This is a genomic window from Streptomyces massasporeus, from assembly GCF_014648995.1.
Taxonomy (GTDB): domain Bacteria; phylum Actinomycetota; class Actinomycetes; order Streptomycetales; family Streptomycetaceae; genus Streptomyces; species Streptomyces massasporeus.
The window spans coordinates 100,440-126,767 of the sequence record NZ_BMSE01000008.1; the positions used below are offsets into that span (position 1 = coordinate 100,440).

Below are 26,328 nucleotides of genomic sequence, written 5' to 3' on the forward strand. Positions count from 1 at the left end.
CCGCTCGTCCCGTCACTCCTTCCGACAGCGTGGGGCGCGGAGACTCGTCGGCGCGGTGACTCGCCGGGGAGCCGCACGCGAGACCGTGCGAATCCCCGGCTGGTCCTCCCGGCCGGTGGATCTCCCCGCCGGTGAATCCCCGGCGGCGGCCGGAGGACCCGCCCCTCCACGCCTCGAACGGTTGAGCGACAGGCGGTAATGATTCGGTAAAACTCCCGAATCCGGAAATGGAGCACCTCCCTCCGGTGTTGGACCCCGTCGGAGGGCATCGTGCGCCCTGCGAGAGGCATGCCCGAGGCGAGGAGGAACGCCACGTGAGCCAGTACATCGGCAGGCTCGGTCGGCGCTCCGCGTCGTCGTCCGCGCGCCTGCGGCTGCACCGCAGGCCCCGCCGCGTCGCCATGCTCTCCGTGCACACCTCCCCGCTCCACCAGCCGGGCACCGGCGACGCCGGCGGCATGAACGTCTACATCGTGGAGCTCGCCCAGCGCCTCGCCGCGCACGGCATCGAGGTCGAGATCTTCACGCGCGCGACCGCGGCAGCCCTCCCGCCGACCGTCGAGCTGGCCCCGGGCGTCCTCGTCCGGCACGTCGACGCCGGGCCCTACGAGGGCCTCAACAAGGAGGACCTCCCCGCCCAGCTGTGCGCCTTCACCCACGGCGTGATGCAGGCCTGGGCCCACCACCGCCCCGGCCACTACGACCTGGTCCACTCCCACTACTGGCTCTCCGGCCACGTCGGCTGGCTCGCCGCACAGCGCTGGGGCGTGCCCCTGGTGCACGCCATGCACACCATGGCCAAGGTCAAGAACGCCAACCTGGCCGACGGCGACAGCCCCGAACCGGCCGCCCGCGTCATCGGTGAGACCCAGATCGTCTCCGCCGCCGACCGTCTGATCGCCAACACCACCGAAGAGGCCGACGAACTCGTACGGCACTACGCGGCCGAGACGGACAAGGTCGCCGTGGTCCACCCCGGCGTGAACCTCAGCCGCTTCTCGCCCGCCGACGGCCGCGCCGCCGCCCGGGCCCGCCTCGGTCTGCCCCAGGACGCGCTGATCCCGCTCTTCGCGGGCCGCATCCAGCCCCTGAAGGCCCCCGACGTGCTGCTGCGCGCCGTCGCCGTCCTCCTCGACGAACGCCCCGAACTGCGCTCACGCATCCTCGTGCCCGTCGTCGGTGGCCCCTCCGGCAGTGGCCTCGCCAAGCCCGAGGGTCTTCAGAAGCTGGCCGCGCGCCTCGGCGTCGCGGACGTCGTACGGTTCCGCCCGCCGGTCGGCCAGGAGCAGCTCGCGGACTGGTTCCGCGCCGCCTCCGTACTGGTCATGCCCTCCTACAGCGAGTCCTTCGGCCTGGTCGCCGTAGAGGCGCAGGCGGCCGGCACCCCGGTGCTCGCGGCGTCGGTCGGCGGCCTGCCGGTCGCCGTGCGCGACGGGCACACCGGCTTCCTCGTCCGCGGGCACGATCCGGCCGACTACGCGCGCGTGCTGGGCGACTTCGCCGACGACCCGCACCTGACGGCCCGGCTCGGCGGACAGGCCGCCCGGCACGCCCAGTCCTTCGGCTGGGACACGGCGGCCGCCGCCACCGCAGACGTCTACACGGCCGCCATGCAGGCGCACCGCCGTCGCGTACGCTCGCTGCATGGGTGAAACCGATCAGGAACAGCGCGCGGCACAGGTCGTCGAGGGAGCGCTGAAGGACGCCGACCTGGAGTGGGAGAGCCCCCAGCCCGGCACCTACGTCGCGCAGCTCCCCGGCACCCGCAAGCTCAAGACGACCGTCTCCCTGATCATCGGCCGCCACTCCCTGTCGCTCAACGCCTTCGTCATCCGCCACCCCGACGAGAACGAGCAGGGCGTCCACCGCTGGCTGCTGGAACGCAACCTCAAGCTCTACGGCGTGAGTTACGCCGTCGACCAGCACGGCGACGTCTACGTCACCGGCCGTCTCTCCCTGCCCTCCGTCACCCCCGACGAGCTCGACCGGCTGCTCGGCCAGGTCCTGGAGGCCTCCGACGGCGCCTTCAACACCCTGCTGGAGCTGGGCTTCGCCTCGGCGATCCGCAAGGAGTACGCGTGGCGGGTGTCGCGGGGGGAATCGACCCGCAACCTGGACGCGTTCGCCCACCTCACTCAGCGCCCCGAGCGCTAACCCGCCTTGTAGCGCCCCGGCGGCACCCCCACCAGCCTGCGGAAGTGCCGGGTGAGGTGCGACTGGTCGTAGAACCCGGCCGCCACCGCCGTATCGCCCGGTGAGCGCCCCTCCAGGAGCAGCCGCCGGGCGCGTCCCACGCGCAGGGACGTCAGGTACTGGTGCGGGGCGATGCCGTAGGCCGCGCTGAACGCCCGTACGAGATGGGCGGGATGGGCGCCGAGCAGCCCGGCGGCCTCCCGCAGGGCGACGCCCTCGACGATCCGCTCGTCCAGCAACTCGCGCAGGCGCCGCGCGAGGACGGGATCGGCCGGCCGCGGGGAAGCGGGGTCGCCGCGCAGGTGCCCGCGCAACCGCTCCCCGACGAACAACAGCCTGCTCTCGGCCTCCAGTTCCTCACCGGGCCGCCCCAGCGCGCCGTGCAACTGCCCCACCCGGCGCCGCAGCAGCGGATCACGCAGATCGGGCCGGTCGACGGCCGCCCCGATGAACTCGTCCCCGAGATGCGTGCCGTCCAGGTACAGCACCCGCTTGCGGAAGCCCTCCGGGGTGACGGGGGAGCCGTTGTGCGGCACGTGCGGCGGCAGCAGCGACACGGTGTCGTGCGGGGTGCCGTGCTCGTGCCGGTCGAGGTCGTACCGTACGGCGCCGGTGTCGACGATCAGCAGCGTCCAGGCGTCGTGGACGTGCATCGGATACGCGTACTCGGTGAACCGCGCGTGGAAGACCTCGACGACACCTTCGACGGCGGGCCGCCAGGCGGAGACGATCCGGGAGGGCTCGGAGGCGATCCGGGAGGGCTCGGAGACGATCCGGGAGGGCTCGGAGGCGATCCGGGAGGACTCGGAGACGGCCCGGGAGGACTCGGAGGCCATGCAAAGAACGTACAAGACCCCGGCGAGGGCTGCCGGGCACGCTCGGACCATGGACACCGAAGCCTCCCCGGAGCCGATCCGCTTCGACACGAAGATCGCCGTACTGCTGCGCGCCGACCTGGAGCCGTGGCAGCGCCTCAATGTGACGTCGTTCCTGGTCAGCGGTCTGGGAACGCAGCTTCCCGAGGTGATCGGCGAGCCGTACGAGGACGCGGACGGCGTGCCCTACCTCCCCATGTTCCGCCAGCCGGTCATGGTCTTCGAGGCCACCAAGGAAACCCTGACCACCGCCCATGCCCGTGCCCTCTCCCGCGCCCTGCCCCGCGCGGTCTTCACCTCCGACCTCTTCGCCACGGGCAACGACCGCGACAACCGCGCCGCCGTACGCGCCGTGCCGACCGCGGACCTGGACCTCGTGGGGCTCGCCGTGTACGGCCCGAGGAACGCGGTGGACAAGGTGGTGAAGGGGGCGCGGATGCATCCGTGAGCCGGGCGGGGCGGGGCGTTCGCCGGAGCGGGAGGGCGACCAAAGTCGCGGGTCCGTAGACCAACGGCCGACGACAGGGCGGACGGCTCCCGAAGAGACTCGTGCCATGGAGGAAGCCAGGAACGTTCCCATGCGCAAGACCCCCCGGCCGCGGGCGGGCGGAGCCACCGAACTCGCCGAGTCGGCCCGGGCCCTGGTGCTCTTCTGCGTCGCCTGCGGTGCCGTGGCCGGCGCCCTGCTCCCCGTCCTCGCACGTCTGCTCCTGGCCTTGCCCTGGGCGCCGCTCGAAGGTCCGGCCGAACTGCTGACCTCGGTCCCGGAGCCCGTCCTCACCCTCGGCACGATCACGGTGGGCGTCCTCGGCGGTCTGCTGCTCGGCTTCACGGCGGTCCACGAGTCGCTGTCCGTCCGCGTCGCCGACACCCACGTGACCCTGACGGTCCGGGACAGCGCCCAGGAGTTCGGCCGCGAGGAGATCTCCGTGTTCTTCCGCGACGGCAAGCAGCTCGTGCTGCTCGGCCCGGACGGTCTCGAACTGGCCCGCGAGCACTGCGGCCTGAACTGGCAGCGCCTCGCGGACGCCCTCACCGCACACGGCCACACCTGGGCCGAACAGGACCCGCACCGCGCCGAGTTCCGCCGCTGGGTCCCCGGCACTCCCGGCCTGCCCCCGGGCGCGAACGCCCTGCTGCGGGCCCGCGCCCAGGCCCGCAAGGACGAGGACCACGCCGAGGAGGCCCGGGAGTTGCGCGGGGAACTGCTACGGCTGGGCGTGGTCGTACGGGACGAGGACGGGCGGCAGTACGTCCGGGTCGTGACGGGTGGCGTCAGCGGGTGACGGCCTGGGACTCCATGGCCCTCGTGACGTGTGCGGTGGGCTTCAAGTTGTGCAGGCCGCGGCGATCGACACGCTGTTCTCGTACAGGTGGTGGCGGGTGATGCGCCCGTCCTCGACGGTGAGCCGCAGCGCGAAGGGCCCCGAGAAGGACTTGCCCGTCGCCCGGACGGTCCCGGAGACCTCCCCCGTCAGCACGGCGTCCTTCCCGTCGACGAGGATCGTGTCCACGGACGCGCGGGCGTCCTCGGGGACGGTGTAGCGGGCCAGGTCACCGGCCTGCGCCGCGCACTCGGCGGCGGTGGACCGGGGCCGGATCCAGGGCACGACGGGGTTCTCGGCGAGCATCCAGTCGACGGTGTCGGCGAACAGGGCCGTGAGCCCCTCGGTGTCACCGGCGAGGCGGAGTTCGAGGAACCTGCGGACGGTGGCGCGGGTGGCTTCGGCGGTGGCGGTGGGCGTCATGGGACCCACCTTGCCGGGCCGCCCGAGGAACGTCGATTACCTCGGAGGTAGCCTCCGCGCACCACCGGCGCCGACGTGCTGCGCGGTGCGCGACGGGCCTTGGGCATCGGGGGCCCGGGGGACCGACGAGCCGGGGGCCGGGTCCGACGGGCTCCGGGGTGGGAGTACGGCGAACCTGATCCTAGAATCGAACGCATGAACGACCCAGAGTCGCGGCTCGCGCTGCTCCGCTTCCTGGAGCGCGTGCAGGAGCGCGACCTGGCACGCACCCGCCGATGGATCGCGGACGAGGAACGCCGCCAGGCCGAACACCGCCGCGGCCTCCTCGCCCGGCCGCCCGCACCGGACTGGGTGATCGAGCGCGGCCTGACCGGCCAGGAAGCGGTGTACGTCCATGTCGGCGGCTGCTGGAACGCGGGCCGGCGCGGCAAGGGCGTCGACCGCGATCACGCCCGGCGCGCCCTCGCCGACGGGGTCAAGGCCTGCCCGCAGTGCCGTCCGGACACGGAGCTCGGCTTCATGGACGGGTAGCGGGGCCGCCCCGGGACGGGGGCGCCTCGACGCCCGGAGCCCCGTTGTCAGTGCCGGGGCCTATGGTCCTCCTCGCGCGGCCGGCTTCCGGGGGTTCCAGCTCCGCAGGGAATGGTTGCATCCCCGATCTGTCCGGGGGCGGCCCGGAGAAGTCGTCCGGGACCCAACCGACGGTCGGGCTTCGTCGATGGCCAGGAGGAGACCTGCCAGCGCCGGCCGCGCACCCAAGGAGCATGGTTTCGGTGGGCTGGATCATCATTCCGGTATGTCTGCGAACCAGCCCTCCGCGGCCCCGACCGTCACGCGGCTCGCCCGCTACACGAAGGCCGACCTGGAGGAGATCCTCGGTACCGGCGACGACCCCTTCGGCGTTGCCGGGACTGGTCTGACATGGCTCCCCAAGGAGGACCACTTCGGTGTCCGGCTCGACGGCCGACTGGTGGCACACGCCGGTCTGCTGCGGCTGCCGGTCGCGATCGGGGACGTGGAGACGGAGGTCATGGGAGTGGGCGGGGTGGCCGTGGCGCCCGACGTACGGGGGCGGGGCCTGGCCCGGCTCGTGCTGGCGGCGGCCCTCGACCACGCACGTACGCAGGGCCCCGCGCACGCGCTCCTGTTCTGCCGGCCGCCCCTCGTGCCGCTGTACCAGCGCCTCGGATGGCACCCGCTCGACACGGAGGTGCTCGTCGAGCAGCCCGGCTCCGCTCTGGTGACCATGCCGTTGTGCACGATGGTGACGCCGCTGCGCGACACCGCGCGCCTGCCTGCGGGGCGGGTACGGCTGTACTCCCTGCCGATGTGACGGACCGGCCACGTGTGGTCTGTTACGACGGGCCGAACTCCTGGGGTCGGTCCCGATGGGCCCGGTGCCCGGGGTCGGTCACATCGCCCCGCTGCTCCGCGTCTCCTCGCTCACCCCGGCCGCCGACGCAGGCACCACTGCGTCAGGCTTCTCCGCCCCCTCCTCCGCCTCTCCCCCCGAGGACACCCGCCGCATCAACACGGCGTACCCCACCCCGGCCACCGTCCCGACCACCGCGCACGATCCCCACAGCCACTCCGCCCCGAACCGGTCGATGACGAACCCGGACAACAGCGGAGCGACGAGGGCGGCCACGGACCAGGACATCGTGTACATGCCCTGGTAGCGCCCGCGCCCGTGCACCGGGGACAGCCGTACGACGAGACTCGTCTGCGTCGGCGCGTTGACGATCTCCGCCAGCGTCCACACGCACACCGTGAGCGCGATGACCCCCAACGACCCCGCGAAGGCGGTGAGCGCGAAGCCGTACCCCGCGAGGACGGACGAGACGACCAGCAGCCGGCGGGGATCCCGGTGCTCGATGAAGCGGGTGACCGGGATCTGGAGGACGACGATCAGCACGCCGTTGACGGCGATGGCCATGCCGTACTCGGCCGGGGTGAAACCGGCCTCGCCCATCGCCACCGGCAGCCCCACCGCCCCCTGCTGGAAGATCAGCGCGACGAGGAAGGACAGCCCGACGACGCTCATGAACGGCCCGTCGCGCAGGACGGTGCGCAGGCTCACGGAGCCGTCCCGGGGCGCCGCGTCCGTCACGGTCGCGGTGTGCTTGGACTCCGGCAGCCGCAGGAAGACGAGGACCGCGCAGACCATCGTCATCCCCGCCTCGATCAGGAACCCGGCGCGGTAGCTGACCTCGGCGATGAACCCGGCGGCCATGGAGGACACGGCGAAGCCGAGGTTGATGGCCCAGTAGTTGAGGGAGAAGGCGCGGATACGGTCCTCGGGCCGGACGATGTCGGCCATCATCGCCTGCACGGCGGGCCGCGAGGCGTTGCTGGCCATGCCGACGAGGAAGGCGACGCCGGCGATGGCCACCGGGTCGCGCACGAACCCCAGCAGCGCCACGGTCGCGGCGGTCGAGGACTGCGCGATCAACAGGGTCGGCCGCCGGCCCAGCCGGTCGGTCATCACCCCGCCGCCCAGCGAGGAGACCACCCCGCCGAGCCCGTGCAGCGCGGCGACGAGACCGGCGTACGTGGCGGAGTAGCCGCGGTCGAGGGTCAGGTACAGCGCCATGAACGTGGCGACGAAGGCGCCGAGCCGGTTGACCAGCGTGCTGGTCCACAGCCACCAGAACTCACGGGGGAGACCGGAGACCGTCTCCCGGACGGCGCGTCGGGCACGCAGGGCGTACGGCATGGATCCCCCCGGAGGCAAAAAGGATGTCGGCGGCGCCGGACAAGGGGCGCTCACGACGCCCGTAAGCAGCGCCGACCGCATGCGCACATTACAAACCGTCGGTTGCCAGGGGCCACTCGATTAACAGATCCGGTCAAACGTCCGCCTGCCGGGCAGCCACACGAACGGGCGAAAGCGTGGATTACGCTCTGAGGCATGGCCGACGCACCGTACAAGCTGATCCTCCTCCGCCACGGCGAGAGCGAGTGGAACGCGAAGAACCTGTTCACCGGCTGGGTGGACGTCAATCTGAACGAGAAGGGCGAGAAGGAGGCAGTCCGCGGTGGCGAGCTCCTGAAGGACGCCGATCTCCTGCCCGACGTGGTCCACACGTCCCTCCAGAAGCGCGCGATCCGCACGGCGCAGCTGGCCCTGGAGGCCGCGGACCGCCACTGGATCCCCGTCCACCGCAGCTGGCGCCTCAACGAGCGCCACTACGGCGCCCTCCAGGGCAAGGACAAGGCCCAGACGCTCGCCGAGTTCGGCGAGGAGCAGTTCATGCTGTGGCGCCGGTCCTACGACACCCCGCCCCCGGCGCTCGACATCGACGCCGAGTACTCCCAGTTCTCCGACCCGCGCTACGCGACCCTCCCGCCGGAGCTGCGCCCGCGCACGGAGTGCCTGAAGGACGTCGTCGTCCGCATGCTCCCGTACTGGTTCGACGCGATCGTCCCCGACCTGCTGACCGGCCGCACGGTCCTGGTCGCGGCCCACGGCAACTCGCTCCGCGCCCTGGTCAAGCACCTGGACGGCATCTCCGACGCGGACATCGCGGGCCTCAACATCCCCACGGGCATCCCGCTCTCCTACGAGCTCGACGCCGACTTCAAGCCCTTGAACCCGGGCGGCACCTACCTGGACCCCGAGGCGGCGGCAGCGGCCATCGAGGCGGTCAAGAACCAGGGCAAGAAGAAGTAGAGCCCGTGATCATGCCCCCGACCTGCGCATACGGCGCGGGGCGGGGGCGTTTTCACGGCCAGGGCCCTCTGTGGGACCTCAGCGCGGCGGGTCCTGCGGCGGGCGGAGTGCTTGACCGAGTGCCTTCCGGGCCCGGTCCCGGCTGCTCGGCATGAGGTGCGCGTACACCTTCAGCGTGAGTCCCGGGTCGGAGTGTCCGAGGTACTCGCTGACAGCCTTGATGCTCTCGCCCGCGTCCAGCAGCACCGACGCGTAGAAGTGCCTCAAGGCGTGCATGCCGTGTTCCCGCGCGGCAGAGTGCTCTCGGCTCTTGGCCTTCGGGATGACGCCCACGGACGCCAGAGCGGGTTTCCAGTGGTCCTCATTCAGCGAGGTACGCCAGACGTGGCCACCGTTGGGCCCGGTGAAGATCAGACGCTTGGTCACGGGCTGGCCGTTCGCCCGCATCCAAGGCAGCGTGATCTCAACGGGCGGGAACCGCTTGATGTGCTCCTTGAGCGCTTCCGCCACGGGATCGGGCAGAGGGACGTCACGGAGCTTGCCGCCCTTCGGGGGCGCGAACACGGCCTTGCTCAGGCTGAGCTTGAGCTGCTGCACCACGTGCAAGGTGCCGCTGTCGAAGTCCAGCTCATCCACTGACAGTCCCAGGACTTCGCCTTGCCGTAGGCCACAGCCGGCGCCCATGTCCACCATGGGCCGGAAGCGTTCGACCATGGCGGCCCGCATGGCGAAGACGCGGCCCGGCTCCCACGGGACGACCCTGCGCATGCCCATCTCGGGGAGCGTCACCGTGCGCGAGTTGCACGGATTCCGCCGAAGGTAGCCGTCCTCTAGGGCCGCAGAGAGCACGGCCCGGACGTTGGAGAAGATCACACGGGCGTACGCGCCGGACATGCCGGACGCTTCGAGTTGCGTCACGAACTCTCGGATGTGGCTGGGCTGGAAGGATCCCAGGGGCCGCGACCCGATGCGCGGGAAGGCGTGCAGCTTGAGCTGGGACTGCATCGACGCGCGGGTGTTCGGGTCTCCGCTCTGGCTCGCGAGCCAGCCTTCAGCGAACTCCTGAAACGACGTCCGGGACGCGTTCGGGTCGATGTAGTCGCCCCGGGCCACGTCCGCCGTGACTTTGCTCAGCCACTGCTCAGCGAGCCGCTTCTGTCCGTCGGGGAAGGACTTGCCCTTGCGCTTCCCGTCGGGCGCGAAGTAGCGGGCCCGGTAGCGCAGGCCGGTCCCGTAGCGCTCGGTCTTGACGCGGATGGTCTTGCCGTTGGCGTCGGTCTCGGTCTTGAACCAGCGGTCTTGGATGCTGCCTGCCATTGGAGGCGGAGTCCCTTCTCAGCATGGATCAGGGGTGGCCGTTCAACGGCCACCCCTGGCGGTGTGCGAGGTTGTGTCAGGCCGCGACGCGGTCGACGTTCTTGAGCTGAGCGACGTAGGCCCCCACTTCGGCGGGGTCGTAGCGGACGTGCTTGCCGACGCGGAAGCCGGGAGGACCGGTGCGCTTCCTGCGCCACTGGTAGACGGTTTCGAGGGGGACGCCGAAGATCTCGGCGATGTCGTCGGGAGTGAGGTACCGGTCGGGGAGACCGCTGCGGAGGGTGGCGTGGGGATCGGGTTGAGCGGAACGAGTTCGGCTCATGGGGTCCTCAGAAGTTGAGTCGCATTGGCTTGGGGGGTGCCTCGGACGTGGTGTGTGTCCGAGGTGTGGATTTCTGCGTCACCGCGTCATCTGCGTCATTTAGGGCTCTGACCTGCGGTTTTTGGTGACGCTACGGATCGAGGCTGCGTCACCCTTGCGTCACCGGTTGCGTCACCGGGTGACGCAGGTGACGCAGGATGACGCAGAGCCAGCCGTCTGCGTCACCGCTGTCGGCGCAGGTCAGCGGCCGTTTCCCGGCCCGGGTGACGCAGGTGACGCAGCGTCTTCCTACTTAGGACAAAGAAGGGGCTGCCTGTAGTAGTTCGGTGCGCCTTACAGAGCGAAGAAGGAGCCGCTGCGCGGCACGACCTTGGGGCGGCGTTCCGCCGAACAGCAAGAGGAGCACGTGCTCCTCTTGCTGTTCGCTTGAGCGTGCGGATCGCGGGTCAGAACGCCCGCGTCTGCTCGTGTGGAGGCAGGGTCAGGACGACTGTTCGGGTCATTTCGAGGTAGCGGCCAGCCTTGGTGCGGCCCGAATCGATGAGGACGCCCCGGGCCGCCAGAGTCGGTTGGAGGCGCTTGAGCCGGTCGGAGAGGACTTTGCCGGTGGTCGGCCAGCCCTTGGGCAGGGGACGGCAGTCCTCGCCCGCGTAGAGACGGCTGAGGCAGGACAACCACTCGGTGGACGTCATCTGCTGCGCGCCGCCGGGCTCGATGGTGTCGGCATGCAGAAGGACGGTCTGCGCGAGGAGGTCACCCTCAATGACGTCGTCGTTCAGGTCGTCCAGACTCGCCCGGTACGCGGGCAGCGCCCCGAGGCCGGTCGCGGCGTCGAACTGCGCGCACAGGTGCGCGAAGTCCGCCATCCGCAGGTCAGTGGGAGTCTCCGCTTCCATGGCGCGCACCTTGACCGTGAGGTCCAGGAGCGAGCCAAGCACGACGGGCAGGACTTCCGCGTAGTCAGCCCACAGTTCGGCCTCGGTGCGCCGGACGCGGGGCCGCTCCAAGCGCAGGGGCAGAAGCCGTTCCGCGAGGTCGGGTCGGATGACGCCGACGTCGATACCGGTCAGGAGCAGGGGCCGGCGGTAACCGACGCGGAACACGTCGCCGTCGGTGAACAGGGCCCGCTTGACGCTCTCGGCTCCTGTGACGATGCAGCACATCGCGTCGGACAGGTCCGGGGTCATGTGGGAGAGGTTGTCCAGCGCGGTGACCCATCCGGCCGCCACCGCCGCAATCAGGTTCTCCTCGTCCTTGGGCGCCCGGCGAAGGTCACCGCTCATACCCTCGATGATCCGCACGAGCATCCGCCCCCCTGTGGACTTGCCCGCGCCCTGCGGGCCGGTGAGGAACGGCGCGGGGACCGGCACGGACGGGCCGAGGCAGCCGATCAGCCACGCGATGGCCAGGCATTCGGTCTCGGCGTTGGCGAAGTTGCACAGTCGCATCAGCAGGTCGATGCCCTTGCCGTCGGTGTCCTTGGCCGGCAGGGGCAGTTCCCCCGTGAGCTGCGTGCGTCGCCAGCACACCTCGCGCGGGTCGGGGGTGAGGACGTCCCAGCCCGATGGGTGGATGCGGACCGATTGTCCGTCGTCGCGGCCCAGGTCCAGCCACGTTGCCCCGTCGAATCCGGGGGCGACGCGGATGTGCACGGGCTGGACGTCCTCCGTGAGCGCGAGCGCTTCGATCAAGTCCAACGCCTCCTTGAGCGCGGATCCGTTGAAGACGCCGATCCCGTCCCTGAACAGGCCAACCATGAGTTCCTGCCGGTGGCTGCCCGTCGTGCCTTGGGAACGGATCGGGCGGGCCACGGGGTGGCCCTTCTTCTGCGCGTACACGGTCCCGTCGGCGGTGCGGAAGTAGCGGAAGTGCTCCTGCGCGTAGTCCGCGATGACCTCACGGGCGGGCGTCTTGTCGTCCTCAGACATGGCTCAGTCCCAACGTGGTCAGGGCGTTGGTCCACGCGTCGGTGCAGTGCCGCGCGGTCTCGCCCTTGGCCTGCGCGGCGGTGAACAGGCGCGTGGTGTGGGCGTCGGTGAGGCAGCCGCACCGACCGTGCGTGGACAGCACCGCGAGAAACGTGCGGTAGACGGTGGCGTGCACTGCCTCCCGGGCCTCGGCGATGCGCTGCTCCGCCATGGCAATGCCACGGTCCAAGTAGGTCGGCGTGCGGTGCGGACACGCCCCGCCACCGGCCGGTGTGGGCACCGTGACGGACGCCGGACGGGCCGGGGCCGGCTCCTTCACGATCAGCGCGCGAACCACGTCCGGGAGGGCAGTCATGGTGCCGGTACCGGGCCCAAGCCAACGGGCGTACTGCATGGACGACTTGATGTCCACGCCGGGGCGTACGGCGTTGGCCGACTGCATCGTCCCCATGTAGAGCCAGTGCTCGCCTCGGGTCGTCGACACGGTCCGAGTGGAGGGCAGCGTGGCACGGGCCCAGGTGATGGCGGCCGGGTTGTCCAGGTCCACGACGGTGAGGCCAGCGCCGCCGGGGTGGTAGGCCACGCCCGCCGCTTCCCGCCACGCCCGCGCCCACGGCGTCGAGTTGATGACGGTTGGGTCGGTGGTGGCGGCGGCCCATCCGTGGCACGGGTTCGGGCAGGCGCAGGGGCCGGGGGCCTTCATGTTCGGCCGGCCACCACAGACGTTCTTGGCGCAGGCCGGGCAGTTCCCGAACGGCACCTTGCCCGCTCGTAACGGGAGCGGAGGCACTCCCCAGGCTGCGAGGGAGAGAGCGGTAGCGAGGTGGTCTCGCCGAATGTCGGTCGGTTGGGTCATGCTGGAGGTCTCCAGTTCGGTGTAAGCGGGCTGGATTGGCGGCGGCCCCGGCTCTTGGTCGGATTGGGGCCGCCGTTTCGTGCGTCGGGGGTGGTCAGGCCGCTTGCTGGCCGGGCAGGAGCCGGCCATCGACGGTCCGGTGCACCGATCCGTCGGCGGTCAGGGCTCGGATTTCGCGGGAGACGGTGCCCTTGTTCAGGCCGGTCCGGTCGACCACGTCCCTCGCCGTCCGGGCTCCGGCCTGTACGGCGGCCAGCACCTTGTCCCGGTTGCTCAGCGCCCCGGACGGTGCGGCCGTCTCCTTGACCAGGTGCAGCGGTCGCGACGACTGCCCGCTGGACGACTGGTCCGGGGTCCAGATGGACTTGGGCAGCTTGCGGACGCCCGCGTCGTCCAGGGTCCAGGTGCGGAGCATGCGCGGCCCGTAGCCCTTGAGGTAGCCGTGCCCCCGGTACTCACGGCCCTCGGGGATCTGGTGCGGGGCGTAGTGCGCACAGTCATCCAGCGCGACCTGCGCCTGTGTCGTGCCGGCCACCCGCAGCGAGAACCGCGTCAGGAGGTTGGGTGCGATCAGCTTGTGCACGCCCGGGGCCCCGCCATCGGTGAGCGGGTACTGCGTCGCCCACCACAGAACGACACCGCGCGAGCGACCGAGCGAGGACAGCTCAATCAGCCGCTGCAGCCGCTCCTTGTCCTTGGAGATCAGGGCCAGGATCACCTGCCCCTCATCCACGACCACGGTGAGCTGACGGCCGTCCCACACGCTGATCCCGCGCTGCTTCATGTCCACCTTGCGGCGGGTCATCTCGGCGTGCGCGTCGTCCACACCGGCCGTGATCTCGTCGCTCTCCACGGCGACGCGGCACGCGTGCTCCCAGACGGTGGCCTCTTCGCCCTTGCCATCGATGAGCAGCAGGTCACCGCGCAGGTGCGCGGTCGCCATCAGCGGACGGAACGACCAGGACTTGCCGGTGCCGGACGCGCCGGACACCAACAGCCGCTCATCGAACGGGATCAGAACCTCGTCACCGGTCTCGGTGTCCAGACCGAGGCTCATCGCCATCGCATCGGACGGGATGCGGTCCGGAGTCCACAGCGAGGAAACGCCCGCGGCTGCCGACCGCGTCGCCAACGTGAGGACAGCCCAGCCGCCGCGCGAGGCTGAGGTGATCCGTATGCGCAGGGCGGTGCGGGCACCGAGCAGAGCACGCACCGAGTCGGCCTTGTCCGCGAGCGTCTTGACGGTCCACGTCCCGTCCAGCCGGATCTCACAGCGGATGCCGCCCGGCTCCATGGCCGGGGGTGTGGTCACCGTGCCGGACAGGCCACGGTCCGGGGCGTGCTCCACCCAGTAGGACGGGTCCAGACGTTCCATGAGCTGACGCTCTTCCACCGTGACGGACTCATCGACCGGCACCCGCAGCTTGCGCCGACCGAGCGCGAGACCGGCCACGTTCGCCCCGATCAGCGCGGCCGAGGCGGCGGCCGGCCACAGCGTCAGGTTCGAGGCGGACATCACCACGGACGTGATGACCGTGGGCACGGCGTGCACCGCGTGCGCCTGAATCGCCCGAGCTTTGAGCGTGCTCGGGTAGTTCACCCGAGCGGCCTTGAGCTTGGCGCGGGTGTCGCGCTCGTGCCGCGCGGCTGCCTTGCTCGCCACCCGCGCCGCCCGGCGGCCCGCCGCGAACGGATTGTTCGACGCGGCGCGCGCGGTGAGTTGCTGCGACTTGGCGGTGGCGCTCGTGGAGCGCGCGGCGTTGTGCTCCTTCTGCGCCGCCATGAGCGCCTTCAAGTGCTCCGGGGTGCGCAGCTTGTCCCGCCGGTCCGCCTCAAGATCCCAGCGGACCGCGAACGGCACACAGACGGGTGCGAGCGAATCCAACGCGCTGTTGGTGGTGTTGGCGGTGGTCGACCATGCTTGTTTCCAGTCCACGAAAGGGTCCTCCAAGACCGTGGATGAGGGCCGGTGCGCCGTTGCGTGGCGTCACCGGCCCGCCCGAGTTGCAGGGGCGGTGCTGTCGGTTGCGTCGACAACCCCGGTTGAACCCCTGCAACCGCCTGTGACCTGCGAAGTTGCAGAGTTGAGCGATGGGGAGGGGTGGGGCCCTACGCGCACGCGCGCGTAGGGCGGCGGAAAACAGGGCCGTGCAACCCCCTGGCGAGGCCCTGAAACGCCGTTCACGGCCCCGGGGGTCTGGACCCACACGCGAGGGGGGTCGAACGCTCTGCGGGCCACCTACGGGTTTCGGATCAACGCCCCTTTCGACGCACGCGCTTGGCGGCGGCCTTGCCGTCACCGCCACCCACCGAGCGGACGACCGTGACCACGCCCCACGTCATGACAGCGGCCAGCAGCGCGAGAATCGCCAAGTTCGCGGCGATGGCGGTGAGCACGCCGACGAGCAGCGGGCCGAAGTAGACCCCGGCGGCCACCGCGCCGGCCCCGACGCCGGAACCGAGCGCGAGACGCTGCACCGTGCGGTCCGGCGGCGCGTGGTGGATGTGCTGAATCACCGTCGGCGCCCACTGCTGCGGGTCAGCCATCGGGACGATGTTGGCGGGGGTGTCGTTGTAGACGTAACGGCCGTCCGGGAGGCGGACGACGCCGGGCACGGGCAGGTTGTCGGAGTCCACCGGGGACCTCCCAGGTCAGTTGGAGTCGGCGCAGGGAACGCAGGCACTCACGGGTGCGGTGGCCATCAGTGGCCCGTGCCGGCGAGATCGACCGGCACGCCGTTGACGGGCCCGCGCAGTTCGGCGTAGCGGGTCGAGACCCAGCCCACTGACCAGCCGCACAGTTCGGCAGCGGTCCGCACCGACAGGCCCTCGGCACGGGCGGCGGCCACGATGGCGCGCGCGTCGTCCTCGGGCAGCTTGTCCGTGGCAGGACCGGCGGACAGCAGCGCGGCGCGTTCACGCGCGGCCCGCTCCTCCCGCTCCTGCCGTTCATGGCGCTCCCGCTCGGCACGCTTACGCTGCTCGCGTTCCGTGCGTTCGGCGGCCTCCCGCTCACGGCGTTCACGCTCGCGCTCACGCTGTTCACGCTCACGCTCGGAGCGTTCACGCTGCTCGCGCTCAGCACGCTCCCGAGCCTGCTCACGCTCTCGTTCCTCCCGCCGCGCGGCGGCCTCCCGCTCGCTCTGTTCACGGGCCATGCGGGCTTCGTGCTCACGCTGTTCACGCGCCAGCGCCGCCGCGTGCTCGCGCTCCTCGCGCTCCCGCCGGGCAGCCTCGTCACGCCGCTCGATCGCGGCGCGCTCGCGGGCTTCCCGCTCTGCCTCCCGCTTGGCCTCCAGCGCCAGCACGGCGGCAGTGATCGCGCGCCGGTAGGCCAGTCCGGTCTCTGCCGTGACGATCAGCAGCAGCGGCGCGACCGCGTGCACAGCCACGCCCACCAGGTCGTTCTTCAGCGCGGAGTCGGCCACGTTGAGGGCGAGCGTCATGCAGCCGGTCATCCACCGCAGCGCGATCGGCCACCGTCCGCCGTTGCCCCCGAGCCGGGCGAGCACCGCGTCAAGCCGGACCACGATGACCACGGCCGCATCCACCACCAGGGGAAGGATCGGGGCGGTCCAGTCCCACCGGTCGGGGGTGTGGGCGGAGGCGAGCGGCGTGACCGTGAGGATCGAATAGAGCATCGCGCCCCCGACGATCAACCACGTCCCGGCCGACAGCGCCCGCTCTGCTGAACGGATCTGAACGCCGTTCACGCGCTCACCCCCGACCACGAACGGACCCGGATCGCAGCGATCAGAACGACCGGGGAGGCGGGGTCGTCGGGGATCTCGCTGTCCTCGGTCCACGTCCACTCAGCGCCCGGCACCGGCTCGAAGCCGAGCACGCTGAGCGCGTTCGTACGGTCCGTGAACGTTGGGATCGAGCGCCCGAACCGGTGCTCGGGCCACTGCTCGGTGGTGTTCATCAAGGCCACGTACAGACGCCACCGGCCCTGACGCATGGACATCTGCGCGGCGAACTCCCGCGCACTCTTCTGGCCGCTCACGCCGCGCCGCCCCGGTGCGCGTCCGTGGCCTGGTGCGCCAGCGCGGTGAGCAACCGGCGGCGGATCCGCCGGACGTCCAGCTCGGTGGGGGTGCGGTCCATGGTGATGATCTGCGCGTCCAACAGCTCGACGCCGGCCAGGATGACCGGCATCTCCCGCTCGATCGCGTCCAGCTCGGCGTCCGTCGGCTCCATGAAGTCGGCGAACGCGGTAACAGCGTCCTGAACAGTGACGATGTGATCCATTGGGTCGTGTGTCCTTCCAGGTGGACGGCCCGAACAGCGGCCCCGGTGTTCGAGCACCGGGGCCGCGCGCCGTTGAAGTCGGTAGATCCGGCTCCCCTCAGCGCTGCTCGTACGAGACGAGCAGCGGAGGCAACCGGCCGCAGCGAAGCGCTGCGGGATTGAGTTGCGCTGTGCCTCACACGGGAGACCCGTGTGGCCGCCTACTTGGCCGAGGAGAGGCGGCGTGATCCCCATTTAGTTGTCAAGGAACGAGCGTTGCCTTCGTACTCACCCCCTTGACCAGGGGCTTTCCTCCGGACGCCATCAGCGCAAGCGGGCGCACTCAATGGTGTTGCACCACCTGCTCAGCTTGTTGGTACAAGCTGATGCAGTGATGTTGCACCGCTGGATGGTGGGGCGTCAAGGGGTTAGAGGCTGCCTGTACCAACAAGTGGGGCGAGTGCGTCATGATGGGGTCATGAACAAGCAACCGAAGTACCGCCAGGTGGCCGACGTCCTGCGCCGAGAGATCGCCAATGGCGACTTCCCGCCAGGCGCGCGGCTGCCCTCGGAGAGTGAGCTTCAGCAGCGGTTCGACGCGTCCCGGAACACCGTCAGGAACGGTCTGAGTCTGCTGGTCAGTGAGGGTCTGATCTCGTCCAGCCAGGGACTCGGCTACGAGGTCAAGTCACACGAGGTGTTCGAGCTGAACGCGTCGAAGTTCGAGAACCTGAACTTCCCGCAGAACGGCGACGCGTACAACACCAACGTGACCAGCGCGGGGCGTCGGCCGCATCAGACGTTCCGTGTTGAGATGCTGCCGGCCTCAGAGGAGATCGCCGACCGGCTCAAGGTCACCGCAGGTACGAAGGCTGTATTGCGGTTTTGTCATCGCTATGTGGACGACGTTCCTTGGTCGACTCAGGCCACCTACTATCCGTCGTGGCTGGTCGACGGCTCGCCGCGTTTGGCTGAGCCCGGAGACATAGAGGAAGGCACCACGCGGTATCTCGCTGCGCGCGGCATTGAGCAGGTGGGGTACTTCGACGAGATCGCCGCGCGGATGCCGACCCCGGAGGAGGCACGGTTGTTGGAGATCGGAGCCGGCGTGCCAGTGCTGCTCTGGACGCGGACGGGCTACTCGGCAGAGCGGCCCATCCGATGCACCATCACGACGTTCCGGGGTGATCTGAACCGGATGAACTACGAGATCGGCGACCTGACCGCCCGAAGCGAGAACGAGCCTCAGTGAGAATTATCCCCGCCCGCCCGGACGACGTCTCCAGGCTGCTGGCCTTCCGCGAGGAGGCCGCAGCCTGGCTTTCCCGCCTCGGCACCGACCAGTGGCGACGCCCCTATCCCGCTGACAAGCTGCTGGAGACCATCGAGGCAGGAACCGTCTTCATGGTTGTGGACGACGATGCGACGGTCGGGACCATCACTCTGACTCCTGATGCAGAGGCAGGACTCTGGACAGAGCAGGAACTCGCAGAGCCCTCCCTGTTTATCAACAAGCTCACTGTGGCGCGCACGCATGCCGGGGCGAACGTCGGGGGGCGCCTGCTCGACTGGGCAGGGGATCGGGCTTATCAGGCCGGAGCCAAATGGCTCCGTCTCGATGCGTGGACGACCAATGAGGGGCTTCAGGCGTACTACCTTCGGCAGGGCTTCGAGCATGTTCGGACAGTCGTTGAGGGAGCGGCCGTGAACGGCGGCCCTCGGGTGTCTGGCTGGCTTGCTCAGCGCCCGACACGTCCTGCGGAGCACGGTTTCACCGACGACACTCCCAAGCTGGGCGGGGGCTGCTCCTCTTCATGAGTGAGGCCCAGGGTGACATTGCCGGGCCCTCCGTGGGCCCCTCTGGGCCCTCCGAGGTCGACCGACGACGACCACAACGACGGCCCGGCCGCAGTTCAATTGGGGTGCGCACGCCTCTGACCAGGGCCGTCGGCCGGGTCTGGGGGCCCGTTTTTCAGCGTGGACCCTTGGGCTTGCGCTACCGTTCACGTTGACGCATTTCGTGGCGAGGTGTGGGGGTCGGAATGACAGAGTCAACTTCTAGCATTGATCTGATTCCAATTAAGAGCCAGACGAAGACCATCCAGAATTGCTTCCGAGAGTTTCTGTACGAAGTTCCCAATTTTCAGCGACCTTACAGCTGGACTCAGGAGCAGCTCAGCGATTTCTGGAACGATGTAATCTTGGCAAACGGGGATTTCTTCTTTGGCTCTACGGTGACATGGGTCAGCGAGAAAAGAGCTCTTTTCAACGATACGTACTCAATTATCGACGGCCAACAAAGGTTGACCACGAGTACAATCCTACTATCGGTTGTTCGCGACACACTCAGAGAAGTGGCCGATAAGTACGATAACGTCGATGATTTTGACACGAATACGGCCACCAGTCAGGCGACGGCCACTCAGAAGTACCTGATGATCGAGGACGATGATGGCAAGAGCCATCCGGTCTTGCGTCGACCTGAACCTATGTTCTACGAAAAGATTCAGAAACCGAACGCCATTCCATCGGGGGAAAAGTGGAATGGGAGCGCTACACGAATCGGAGAGGCGCGATCCTTCTTTGAGGAGAAGATTCTCGCCGCGATAAAGGGGTTGACTCCGAGCGAACAGGTCGAACGCCTTAAAGGAATTCGATCAAACGCCTTGAAGGCGCGTGTAATCCAGGTTGAATTGGCGTCTGAAGAAGACGGATTCCTGGTCTTCGAGACGTTGAATACGCGCGGGGCAGACTTGCGGCTGTCCGACCTCGTCAAGAACCTACTGATTCGCGGCGGAGCCACAGGCGCCGACGATCGAAAAGCGGTCGCAGACCGCTGGGACCGGCTAGTCGACCGCGTTCAGCTAGGGCGTGTGAACGCAGATGTTGTCGATAGGTTCATTTGGCAGTCATGGAATTCGCGACGTGAGGCAGTGAGGGAACCTGAACTCTTTAAGAAGATTAGCCACATGGTGGTCGGCAATCCAGCCGCGCACGTCTCCTATCTGGAGGAACTCGAACGAGATGCGGAAAACTATGCGTGGCTAGAGGACGAGAGTGTGCAGGTCCAGCCAAAAGTCAACGGAATGCGTAACGCCTTCGCACTCCCGGACTTCGTTGACAGTGTTCGCGCACTCGCAATCTTCAATGTCTCAGTGGCAAACTCTACGATCCTCGCCGTAGCCCGCAAGTTCCGAGAGACGAAATTCATCAAGCCGGCGCAGGTCATCGAAGCCCTAAGACTCGTCGAAGCTTTCCATTTCCAATACACCGCACTAACGAATGGCGGCTCCACGGGCGGCACGCGAGGTCGGTATAATCGCTTCGCCGTTCGCTTGGAGAGTGCAAAGTCTGTCGCCGATGTCGCGTTGGCCATCACGGATTTGAAAGAGAAACTTCGCGCAAGTCTGCCCGATCGCGCGAGAGCGCTAAAAGAGTTCTGCTCTCTGTTCTATGCGCCCTCACTTCAGCTCACCCAGAAGCAGAAACTCCGATCTCGTAAGATTTTCATCGCTTACGTACTGATGTCGTTCGCGAAGCGAGAAAACTTGCTGCCAGCGGGTCAGAATCTCACGACGTGGTCGATTGAGCACATCAAGCCACAATCGAATGCCTCATCGAAATACAACGATCCGGTCTACTCGATTGGCAATCTAACGCTACTCACCGAACGCCTTAACTCTGTCCTTGGGGACGCTCCGCTGTCGGTTAAGGCTGCGAAACTCAAGGCAGGGAGTGCGTTTTTCGATCGGGAACTCGCCTCGTGGGAAGCGAGCGGTAGCGATTCTCCATCTGATGCCCAGATTGAGGCGAGGTCACTTTTCCTGGCGACCGACGCTTTGGATCGGGTGTGGCGCCTGTAGCGCAGGAATACTCCGCACCAGTCGTGCCTAGCTACTCCTGCCGGCCAGCATGCGACTGCCATTCCCTGTAGCGCCACGTGAGTGCCTCGGCGTGTGGGCGTCGAGGCAACTCACGAAGGTGCGGCGTGACGACTTTAAGCTCTTCGAGAGTCGGACCCTGGGGTCGCGTAGTTTGAGAGAGGTGGGCTGAGCCCAGTGGATTGTCGGCGCTCAAGGGCTGGTTGGTGGGTCGCCCATCCAGGGTGAACACGCCTATGGATCAGATGGCTGCTCTTCTTCGTGGCTGAGAGTCCAGGGCGACACCGCTGGGCCCTCTCTGGGCCCTCCGAGGTCGACAGCGGTCGACCAACAACGACCAACAACGACGGGTCAACCGCAGGTCACTTGAGATGCGCAGCTCGCTGACCAGGGGCGAAAAGCGGGCCCGCCAGACCCAGGGCAAGAAGAAGTAACTCGACGCCAGTAAGCCCCCGAACTGCGGTTTCTTCGCGGGGCGGGGGCTTCTTGGTGGGGCTGGGGCCGTCTCTGGTCCCTCAGAGGCCATTCCCGAGGACGAGACCGCGCCGGGCCTGCCGGTACTCCTCGTAGAGCCGGTCGCCGGTCACGCAGTCGCCGACGGCCTCGCCGTTGTCATCCACGATCCGGCAGTCCCGGCACCCGGAGCAGTGCAGCAGCATGCGGACGTAGGCGGCTCGCTCGGGGGCGTCAGGGCACTGATGGTCCTCACTCTCGTGGTCGCAGAGCGTGCGGACGGAACGGCCAAGGCGTTGCGCGTGAGTGGTCCGGGCCGCGGCAGACAGAACGCGGCCGGGCTCGGCGCCCAACCGCAGGCGGGCCTCCCCGACGCAGGAGAGCGCACACGCCCGCGCCACGTTGTCCTCGGGCAGAGCCAGCGCCGCCGTCTCGACCTAGGGGACAGCCGGCATGAGATGGCCGTGCAGCTGGCGCGTGAGCGTCTCCAATCGGTCCGGCGCCGACGCCGCATTGTCGTGCGCGAGGAGCCGGTCCGCGCAGGCGCGCGGCGTCTCGACGTCCAGCGGGGGCGCGGCCTTGCCGACGGGCGCGGTCACGACTCGTCCTCCTCGACCGGGTATCGGCCCACCACGACGAGCGCCGGCGTTGGCCCGGTGTCGCACGGCGGTGTCGGCTCGATCGAGCCGATGCAGCATATGGGCGGCGCCCATCCGGCTGGGGCGAGGACCGCTTCGGCGTCGATGCCTCGTCACAGATCCATGCCTGCCTGGGTCATGCCCCCAGGTCCTCCGTCACGGGCAGGCACTCGGCGAGCAGGTCGACGACGTCGCGCCAGGCTCGCTGCGCGTGCTGTGGGTGGTAGCCGACACCGGGGACCACGGGGTGGTCGACCGGCGGGTGGTGGAAGGCGTGCAAGGCGCCGCCATAGATCGCGAGGCGCCAGTCGACGCCCGCGGCCTGCATCTCAGCGGTGAACGCGTTTCGTTGCGCGGGCGGCATGATCGGGTCTTCCGATCCGACCCCGGCCCACACCGGGCAGCGGATGCGCGCTGCCTCGCCCGGTCGGCCCGTGGTAGTCGCGTTGACTGTCCCGATCGCGCGCAGGTTGACGCCGCCTCGCCCGAGTTCCAGCGCGATGGCGCCCCCGGTGCCGTAGCCGATGGCGGCGATCCGGTCGGGGTCGGTCCGGGGCTCGGTGCGCAACTCGTCGAGTGCCGCGTGGCCGATGCGCCGCATCCGGTCGGGATCAGCGAGTAGTGGCATACAACGCGCCAGCATCTCCTCGGGGTCACCCAGATAGCGCCCGCCGTGAAGGTCGAAGGCCAGCGCTACATACCCCAGCTCGGCGAGAGCATCGGCCCGGCGGCGCTCGACGTCGCTGAGCCCCATGCCCTCTGGTCCGAGCAGCACTGCGGGCCGGCGGTCGACACCGGCCGGGAGCGCGAGGTACCCGATCATCGTCAAACCGTCGGCCGGGTACTCGACCGTGCGCGTCGTAATCGGCGTCATGAGACGGGACTGTAGTGATCGTCGAGCCCGGTCCGGCCGGTGTTCTGACGCTGGCAGAACAGCGTAGGTGTCCCTCTGAAATGCGGGACGGGCCCGGCGCTCAGGGTTTCAAGATCATCCCGTTGTCCCTTTGGCGCGGGACATGAGGACTGGCCGAGCGTCCTGGACGAGGAGTCGCGTCCTCGGTGGTTGCGTCCCCCTCGGGAACCGGTCGCTTTCGCGGAGCAGACCCCGGTAGGCGCCCGCTGCCCAGATTCACGCGACGTGTGACCCGCCAGTCCGATATTCGGTGGCGCCCCCGCTCCCCCCGGTCCACCATGCCCGCATGGTCTCAGGTGAACACCCCGGCGAAGCAGTGATGGCGGAAGCCTCGGACACGACGCGGTGGACGCGGGCGACCGTCTACCCCGACATGTGGGTCGACCCCGAGGACGACCCCCGCGAGACCGACGCCCAGCCCGACGACGAACGCGGCATCCTCCTCGACAACCTGCGCAGCTACCGGCTCACCCTGGAGATGAAGTGCGCGGGCCTGGACGCCGAGCAGATGGCCAGGCGGTCCGTCCCGCCGTCGACGATGTCCCTGCTCGGGCTGGTGCGGCACCTGACCGAGGAGGAGCGGCACGTCCGCCGGGTGATGGCCGGAGAGGACGCGCCGAAGCTGTACCGCACGGCGGAGGACCGGGACGGCGACTTCAACGGCGCGGTCGCCGACCCGGCGGTCGTGGACGCGGCCTGGCGGCAATGGCGTACCGAGGCCGAGCGCACCGACCGCTACCTGGCCGGCATCGCCGACCTCGCCACCCGCAACGCCGGCCACTCGGACTTCGGCCCCGAACCCGGCGGACAGATCCAGCTCCGCGACCTCCTGGTCGCGCAGATCGCCGAGTACGCACGGCACTGCGGCCACGCCGACCTCCTGCGCGAACGCATCGACGGCCGCGTCGGGCAGTGAGCGAAAACTTCTGAGAAAAAAGTTCGGCGGCGATGTCGAGAACCCGCGTCCGGCTCCGTCCCCGGGGTGAAGGCGGCCAGGATGGGTCGCACAGGACCGAGGAGAAGACGATGGCCAAGTACCTGCTTCTGAAGCACTACCGCGGCGCCCCGGCAGCGGTCAACGACGTGCCCATGGACCAGTGGACGCCGGAGGAGATCTCCGCGCACATCCAGTACATGAACGACTTCGCGGCCCGGCTGGAGAAGACCGGCGAGTTCGTCGACGGTCAGGCGCTGGCCCCCGAGGGCTCATGGGTCCGGTACGACGGTGAGGGGCGCCCGCCGGTCACCGACGGCCCGTTCGCCGAGACCAAGGATCTCATCGCCGGCTGGATGATCATCGACGTCGACAACCACGAGCGGGCCGTCGAGCTCGCGGGGGAGCTGTCCGCCGCTCCCGGCGCGGGCGGGAAGCCGATCCACGAGTGGCTGGAGGTGCGTCCGTTCCTGACCGCGCCGCCCACCATCCCGGAGTGCTCCGTCCATGGATGAGGCACTGCTGCGCAGCCTCACCCCGAGCGTGCTCACGATCCTCGTCCGCCGCGGAGCCGACTTCGCGGCGGCCGAGGACGCCGTGCAGGACGCACTGATCGAGGCGCTCCGCGTGTGGCCGGCCGACCCTCCCCGGGACGCGAAGGGCTGGCTGGTCACCGCGGCCTGGCGCAAGTTCCTCGACCAGGCGCGGGCGGACAGTGCCCGCCGCCGGCGTGAGGACCTGGTCGACGAGGAGCCGGCGCCCGGGCCCATGCCCGACGTGGACGACACCCTCCAGCTCTATTTCCTGTGCGCCCACCCCTCATTGACGCCCTCGTCGGCGGTCGCGCTCACGCTGCGCGCCGTCGGCGGGCTCACCACGCGGCAGATCGCTGACGCCTACCTGGTGCCCGAGGCGACCATGGCGCAGCGCATCAGCCGTGCCAAGCGCACCGTCTCCGGCGTGCGGTTCGACCAGCCCGGCGATGTCGCGACCGTGCTGCGCGTCCTCTACCTGGTCTTCAACGAGGGCTACTCCGGCGACGTCGACCTCTCCGCCGAGGCCATCCGGCTCACCCGGCAGCTCGCGGGCACGATCGACCACCCCGAGGTGGCGGGGCTGCTGGCGCTCATGCTGCTCCACCACGCTCGGCGCGCCGGCCGTACCGCGCCCGACGGCAGTCTGGTGCCGCTCGCCGAGCAGGACCGCAGCCGGTGGGACACCGCGGCCATCGCCGAGGGCATCGGGATCCTGCAGGCGGCACTCGCCCGCGACCGGCTGGGCGAGTTCCAGGCCCAGGCCGCCATCGCGGCGCTGCACGCCGACGCGTTCACCGCCGAGGAGACCGACTGGGTGCAGATCGTGGAGTGGTACGACGAACTGCTGCGCCTGACGGACAACCCGGTCGTCCGGCTCAACCGCGCGGTGGCCGTGGGCGAGGCCGACGGACCGCGCGCGGGACTGGCGGCGCTCGCGGCGCTGGACGACTCGCTGCCCCGTCACACCGCCGTGGCGGCGTACCTCCACGAGCGCGACGGCGACCCGGAAACGGCCGCCCGTCTGTACTCCGAGGCGGCCCGCAAGGCTCCCCACCTCGCCGAACGCGACTATCTGACCCGCCAGGCGGCCCGCCTCAACGCCGACCGGCGCCGCTGACGGGCCGCACGCGGCAGGTCACTCGACGGTCACAGGTCACTTGACGGACAACGGCACAGGGTGCACCTCGTCCGCCATGTGCCCGGCCCGCTCGTGAATGCGCTGGACCGCTTCGGCCGAGGGTGCCTCGGAGAGACAGTAGACGTGGCCGGACTCCGGGTCCGCCCAGGCCATCTCGAAGTGGACCTGCTCGTCCTTCTCTATGGCGAGGTCCGCGTTGTGGGCTTCACGGAGCTGTTCCTCCGTGATGCCTTTCATGCCGCGATGGACATCCATGAACTTGGGCATGCCGCGCGTCTCCTTCCCGGCACGGCGCCGGCCGGCGTCGCCTTGCCTCCCTCCCATGCTCCGCCCGTACGGCCACGGGGGCGACCCCACGCCGCAGGGCCCGGCGAGACCGCCGGGCCCTGCGGGTCGTACGAACTCCAGGTCGTACGACAACGCGTCGGCGTCAGCCGCACTGGCAGGGGCTGCCCGACTGGCAACCGCAGCCGCAGCCCGAGCCGCAGCCGCACGCGGCGATCAGGGGAAGGCTCCTGATCTCGACGGGCTGCTCGGTCTCGCGCTGCCGGGCGGGGTCGGGCGTCGTACTGGGGGATTCGGCCATGGGTCCCTCCTCGAGGCTGGTGCCTGTGCCCATTGGATGCCCGTTCCGCTGGGCGCATCAACGGCGCACTGAGGCGCCCACGCGCCCCAGCCGATCCCTGTCCGCCC

The 26,328-nt window shown here is 69.3% G+C and carries 29 protein-coding genes and 1 pseudogene; 13 read left to right on the forward strand and 17 right to left on the reverse strand.

Annotated elements, in window-relative coordinates; all coding sequences use genetic code 11:
• The first annotated feature begins 314 nt into the window (after positions 1-314).
• A complete protein-coding gene (gene mshA, locus IE153_RS19360; protein ID WP_189590933.1) occupies positions 315-1,652 on the forward strand; it encodes a D-inositol-3-phosphate glycosyltransferase in 1,338 nt (445 codons plus the stop codon).
• Positions 1,645-2,154, forward strand: coding sequence for a type III secretion system chaperone family protein (locus tag IE153_RS19365; protein ID WP_097217406.1), 510 nt, complete (start codon positions 1,645-1,647; stop codon positions 2,152-2,154). The genes mshA and IE153_RS19365 overlap by 8 nt, the downstream gene beginning before the upstream one ends.
• Here the strand turns inward: IE153_RS19365 and IE153_RS19370 are convergent.
• The gene (locus IE153_RS19370) at positions 2,151-3,029 is read right to left on the reverse strand and encodes a helix-turn-helix transcriptional regulator (protein ID WP_438817924.1); all 879 of its coding nucleotides are present in this window, start codon (positions 3,027-3,029) and stop codon (positions 2,151-2,153) included. The genes IE153_RS19365 and IE153_RS19370 overlap by 4 nt on opposite strands.
• Positions 3,030-3,078: 49 nt before the next feature.
• On the opposite strand from IE153_RS19370, the gene IE153_RS19375 reads away from it, so the two are divergent.
• Positions 3,079-3,516 carry a DUF2000 domain-containing protein gene (locus tag IE153_RS19375; protein WP_189590935.1) on the forward strand — a complete coding sequence of 146 codons (438 nt, stop codon included), beginning with the start codon at positions 3,079-3,081 and terminating at the stop codon, positions 3,514-3,516.
• Between the two features lie 130 nt (positions 3,517-3,646).
• Positions 3,647-4,354 carry a YqeB family protein gene (locus IE153_RS19380; protein WP_229829059.1) on the forward strand — a complete coding sequence of 236 codons (708 nt, stop codon included), beginning with the start codon at positions 3,647-3,649 and terminating at the stop codon, positions 4,352-4,354.
• A 42-nt stretch (positions 4,355-4,396) separates the two neighbouring features.
• Here IE153_RS19380 and IE153_RS19385 read toward each other — a convergent pair whose 3' ends face one another.
• Complete coding sequence (locus IE153_RS19385) at positions 4,397-4,816, reverse strand: nuclear transport factor 2 family protein (protein WP_189590939.1); 420 nt, start codon at positions 4,814-4,816, stop codon at positions 4,397-4,399.
• Between the two features lie 195 nt (positions 4,817-5,011).
• Here IE153_RS19385 and IE153_RS19390 point away from each other — a divergent pair, with 195 nt between their 5' ends.
• Both IE153_RS19390 and IE153_RS19395 read left to right on the forward strand, forming a co-directional pair.
• On the forward strand, positions 5,012-5,347 hold the full coding sequence (locus IE153_RS19390; protein ID WP_185007128.1) for a DUF6233 domain-containing protein: 336 nt from the start codon (positions 5,012-5,014) through the stop codon (positions 5,345-5,347).
• Between the two features lie 265 nt (positions 5,348-5,612).
• Complete coding sequence (locus IE153_RS19395) at positions 5,613-6,149, forward strand: GNAT family N-acetyltransferase (protein WP_189590941.1); 537 nt, start codon at positions 5,613-5,615, stop codon at positions 6,147-6,149.
• Positions 6,150-6,227: 78 nt separating this feature from the next.
• Here IE153_RS19395 and IE153_RS19400 read toward each other — a convergent pair whose 3' ends face one another.
• Positions 6,228-7,532: an MDR family MFS transporter gene (locus IE153_RS19400; RefSeq protein WP_189590943.1), complete on the reverse strand. Its 1,305-nt coding sequence runs from the start codon at positions 7,530-7,532 to the stop codon at positions 6,228-6,230.
• Positions 7,533-7,727: 195 nt separating this feature from the next.
• Between IE153_RS19400 and IE153_RS19405 the strand changes: the two genes are divergently transcribed.
• Complete coding sequence (locus IE153_RS19405) at positions 7,728-8,489, forward strand: phosphoglyceromutase (protein ID WP_189590945.1); 762 nt, start codon at positions 7,728-7,730, stop codon at positions 8,487-8,489.
• A 78-nt stretch (positions 8,490-8,567) separates the two neighbouring features.
• On the opposite strand, the gene IE153_RS19410 is transcribed toward IE153_RS19405, so the two are convergent.
• From IE153_RS19410 to IE153_RS19450, 9 genes are all read right to left on the reverse strand, one after another.
• Positions 8,568-9,806: a tyrosine-type recombinase/integrase gene (locus IE153_RS19410; RefSeq protein WP_189590947.1), complete on the reverse strand. Its 1,239-nt coding sequence runs from the start codon at positions 9,804-9,806 to the stop codon at positions 8,568-8,570.
• 76 nt (positions 9,807-9,882) lie between these two features.
• On the reverse strand, positions 9,883-10,128 hold the full coding sequence (locus IE153_RS19415; RefSeq protein WP_189590949.1) for a helix-turn-helix domain-containing protein: 246 nt from the start codon (positions 10,126-10,128) through the stop codon (positions 9,883-9,885).
• 446 nt (positions 10,129-10,574) lie between these two features.
• The gene (locus IE153_RS19420) at positions 10,575-12,056 is read right to left on the reverse strand and encodes an AICE element replication initiation protein (RefSeq protein WP_189590950.1); all 1,482 of its coding nucleotides are present in this window, start codon (positions 12,054-12,056) and stop codon (positions 10,575-10,577) included.
• Complete coding sequence (locus IE153_RS19425) at positions 12,049-12,912, reverse strand: bifunctional DNA primase/polymerase (protein ID WP_189590951.1); 864 nt, start codon at positions 12,910-12,912, stop codon at positions 12,049-12,051. Before IE153_RS19425 ends, IE153_RS19420 begins: the two co-directional genes overlap by 8 nt.
• Before the next feature lie 94 nt (positions 12,913-13,006).
• Positions 13,007-14,848: a P-loop NTPase family protein gene (locus IE153_RS19430; protein WP_189590952.1), complete on the reverse strand. Its 1,842-nt coding sequence runs from the start codon at positions 14,846-14,848 to the stop codon at positions 13,007-13,009.
• 317 nt (positions 14,849-15,165) lie between these two features.
• Positions 15,166-15,549 carry a DUF6251 family protein gene (locus IE153_RS19435; RefSeq protein ID WP_189590953.1) on the reverse strand — a complete coding sequence of 128 codons (384 nt, stop codon included), beginning with the start codon at positions 15,547-15,549 and terminating at the stop codon, positions 15,166-15,168.
• A gap of 65 nt (positions 15,550-15,614) precedes the next feature.
• Entirely contained in the window at positions 15,615-16,625 is a 1,011-nt protein-coding gene (locus IE153_RS19440; RefSeq protein WP_189590954.1) for a DUF2637 domain-containing protein, read from the reverse strand.
• On the reverse strand, positions 16,622-16,918 hold the full coding sequence (locus tag IE153_RS19445) for a DUF6303 family protein (protein ID WP_189590955.1): 297 nt from the start codon (positions 16,916-16,918) through the stop codon (positions 16,622-16,624). The genes IE153_RS19440 and IE153_RS19445 overlap by 4 nt, the downstream gene beginning before the upstream one ends.
• A complete protein-coding gene (locus tag IE153_RS19450; RefSeq protein ID WP_189590956.1) occupies positions 16,915-17,163 on the reverse strand; it encodes a DUF6284 family protein in 249 nt (82 codons plus the stop codon). The genes IE153_RS19445 and IE153_RS19450 overlap by 4 nt, the downstream gene beginning before the upstream one ends.
• A 457-nt stretch (positions 17,164-17,620) precedes the next feature.
• Here IE153_RS19450 and IE153_RS19455 point away from each other — a divergent pair, with 457 nt between their 5' ends.
• From IE153_RS19455 to IE153_RS19465, 3 genes are all read left to right on the forward strand, one after another.
• Positions 17,621-18,394 carry a GntR family transcriptional regulator gene (locus IE153_RS19455; RefSeq protein ID WP_189590958.1) on the forward strand — a complete coding sequence of 258 codons (774 nt, stop codon included), beginning with the start codon at positions 17,621-17,623 and terminating at the stop codon, positions 18,392-18,394.
• On the forward strand, positions 18,391-18,960 hold the full coding sequence (locus tag IE153_RS19460; protein WP_189590960.1) for a GNAT family N-acetyltransferase: 570 nt from the start codon (positions 18,391-18,393) through the stop codon (positions 18,958-18,960). Before IE153_RS19455 ends, IE153_RS19460 begins: the two co-directional genes overlap by 4 nt.
• Before the next feature lie 224 nt (positions 18,961-19,184).
• Positions 19,185-21,005 carry a DUF262 domain-containing protein gene (locus IE153_RS19465; RefSeq protein ID WP_189590962.1) on the forward strand — a complete coding sequence of 607 codons (1,821 nt, stop codon included), beginning with the start codon at positions 19,185-19,187 and terminating at the stop codon, positions 21,003-21,005.
• A 740-nt stretch (positions 21,006-21,745) separates the two neighbouring features.
• On the opposite strand, the pseudogene IE153_RS42375 reads toward IE153_RS19465, so the two are convergent.
• The 3 genes and pseudogenes from IE153_RS42375 to IE153_RS19475 all read right to left on the reverse strand — a co-directional run.
• Positions 21,746-21,901, reverse strand: a pseudogene (locus IE153_RS42375) (DUF6415 family natural product biosynthesis protein); the annotation flags it as partial.
• A 12-nt stretch (positions 21,902-21,913) separates the two neighbouring features.
• Positions 21,914-22,075, reverse strand: a complete 162-nt coding sequence (locus tag IE153_RS19470) for a hypothetical protein (protein ID WP_189590964.1) — start codon at positions 22,073-22,075, stop codon at positions 21,914-21,916.
• A gap of 175 nt (positions 22,076-22,250) precedes the next feature.
• Positions 22,251-22,988, reverse strand: a complete 738-nt coding sequence (locus IE153_RS19475) for a dienelactone hydrolase family protein (protein WP_189590966.1) — start codon at positions 22,986-22,988, stop codon at positions 22,251-22,253.
• 325 nt (positions 22,989-23,313) lie between these two features.
• On the opposite strand from IE153_RS19475, the gene IE153_RS19480 reads away from it, so the two are divergent.
• From IE153_RS19480 to IE153_RS19490, 3 genes are all read left to right on the forward strand, one after another.
• The gene (locus tag IE153_RS19480) at positions 23,314-23,943 is read left to right on the forward strand and encodes a DinB family protein (RefSeq protein WP_229829060.1); all 630 of its coding nucleotides are present in this window, start codon (positions 23,314-23,316) and stop codon (positions 23,941-23,943) included.
• Between the two features lie 110 nt (positions 23,944-24,053).
• Positions 24,054-24,476, forward strand: a complete 423-nt coding sequence (locus IE153_RS19485; RefSeq protein WP_189590968.1) for a YciI family protein — start codon at positions 24,054-24,056, stop codon at positions 24,474-24,476.
• Positions 24,469-25,614 (forward strand): RNA polymerase sigma factor, encoded by a 1,146-nt coding sequence (locus tag IE153_RS19490; protein WP_189590970.1) that lies wholly within the window; start codon positions 24,469-24,471, stop codon positions 25,612-25,614. Before IE153_RS19485 ends, IE153_RS19490 begins: the two co-directional genes overlap by 8 nt.
• A gap of 36 nt (positions 25,615-25,650) precedes the next feature.
• On the opposite strand, the gene IE153_RS19495 is transcribed toward IE153_RS19490, so the two are convergent.
• Positions 25,651-25,902, reverse strand: a complete 252-nt coding sequence (locus IE153_RS19495) for an SCO4226 family nickel-binding protein (RefSeq protein ID WP_189590977.1) — start codon at positions 25,900-25,902, stop codon at positions 25,651-25,653.
• A gap of 163 nt (positions 25,903-26,065) precedes the next feature.
• Complete coding sequence (locus IE153_RS19500) at positions 26,066-26,221, reverse strand: hypothetical protein (RefSeq protein WP_175433285.1); 156 nt, start codon at positions 26,219-26,221, stop codon at positions 26,066-26,068.
• Positions 26,222-26,328 lie beyond the last annotated feature (107 nt).

Excerpts from the sequence above, each read along its gene's own strand:
- IE153_RS19365 (WP_097217406.1), top strand. The coding sequence starts at position 1,645 with ATGGGTGAAACCGATCAGGAACAGCGCGCGGCACAGGTCGTCGAGGGA.
- IE153_RS19370 (WP_438817924.1), bottom strand. The coding sequence starts at position 3,029 with ATGGCCTCCGAGTCCTCCCGGGCCGTCTCCGAGTCCTCCCGGATCGCC.
- IE153_RS19375 (WP_189590935.1), top strand. The coding sequence starts at position 3,079 with ATGGACACCGAAGCCTCCCCGGAGCCGATCCGCTTCGACACGAAGATC.
- IE153_RS19380 (WP_229829059.1), top strand. The coding sequence starts at position 3,647 with ATGCGCAAGACCCCCCGGCCGCGGGCGGGCGGAGCCACCGAACTCGCC.
- IE153_RS19385 (WP_189590939.1), bottom strand. The coding sequence starts at position 4,816 with ATGACGCCCACCGCCACCGCCGAAGCCACCCGCGCCACCGTCCGCAGG.
- IE153_RS19390 (WP_185007128.1), top strand. The coding sequence starts at position 5,012 with ATGAACGACCCAGAGTCGCGGCTCGCGCTGCTCCGCTTCCTGGAGCGC.
- IE153_RS19395 (WP_189590941.1), top strand. The coding sequence starts at position 5,613 with ATGTCTGCGAACCAGCCCTCCGCGGCCCCGACCGTCACGCGGCTCGCC.
- IE153_RS19400 (WP_189590943.1), bottom strand. The coding sequence starts at position 7,532 with ATGCCGTACGCCCTGCGTGCCCGACGCGCCGTCCGGGAGACGGTCTCC.
- IE153_RS19405 (WP_189590945.1), top strand. The coding sequence starts at position 7,728 with ATGGCCGACGCACCGTACAAGCTGATCCTCCTCCGCCACGGCGAGAGC.
- IE153_RS19410 (WP_189590947.1), bottom strand. The coding sequence starts at position 9,806 with ATGGCAGGCAGCATCCAAGACCGCTGGTTCAAGACCGAGACCGACGCC.
- IE153_RS19415 (WP_189590949.1), bottom strand. The coding sequence starts at position 10,128 with ATGAGCCGAACTCGTTCCGCTCAACCCGATCCCCACGCCACCCTCCGC.
- IE153_RS19420 (WP_189590950.1), bottom strand. The coding sequence starts at position 12,056 with ATGTCTGAGGACGACAAGACGCCCGCCCGTGAGGTCATCGCGGACTAC.
- IE153_RS19425 (WP_189590951.1), bottom strand. The coding sequence starts at position 12,912 with ATGACCCAACCGACCGACATTCGGCGAGACCACCTCGCTACCGCTCTC.
- IE153_RS19450 (WP_189590956.1), bottom strand. The coding sequence starts at position 17,163 with ATGGATCACATCGTCACTGTTCAGGACGCTGTTACCGCGTTCGCCGAC.
- IE153_RS19455 (WP_189590958.1), top strand. The coding sequence starts at position 17,621 with ATGAACAAGCAACCGAAGTACCGCCAGGTGGCCGACGTCCTGCGCCGA.
- IE153_RS19465 (WP_189590962.1), top strand. The coding sequence starts at position 19,185 with ATGACAGAGTCAACTTCTAGCATTGATCTGATTCCAATTAAGAGCCAG.
- IE153_RS19475 (WP_189590966.1), bottom strand. The coding sequence starts at position 22,988 with ATGACGCCGATTACGACGCGCACGGTCGAGTACCCGGCCGACGGTTTG.
- IE153_RS19480 (WP_229829060.1), top strand. The coding sequence starts at position 23,314 with ATGGTCTCAGGTGAACACCCCGGCGAAGCAGTGATGGCGGAAGCCTCG.
- IE153_RS19485 (WP_189590968.1), top strand. The coding sequence starts at position 24,054 with ATGGCCAAGTACCTGCTTCTGAAGCACTACCGCGGCGCCCCGGCAGCG.
- IE153_RS19490 (WP_189590970.1), top strand. The coding sequence starts at position 24,469 with ATGGATGAGGCACTGCTGCGCAGCCTCACCCCGAGCGTGCTCACGATC.
- IE153_RS19495 (WP_189590977.1), bottom strand. The coding sequence starts at position 25,902 with ATGCCCAAGTTCATGGATGTCCATCGCGGCATGAAAGGCATCACGGAG.
- IE153_RS19500 (WP_175433285.1), bottom strand. The coding sequence starts at position 26,221 with ATGGCCGAATCCCCCAGTACGACGCCCGACCCCGCCCGGCAGCGCGAG.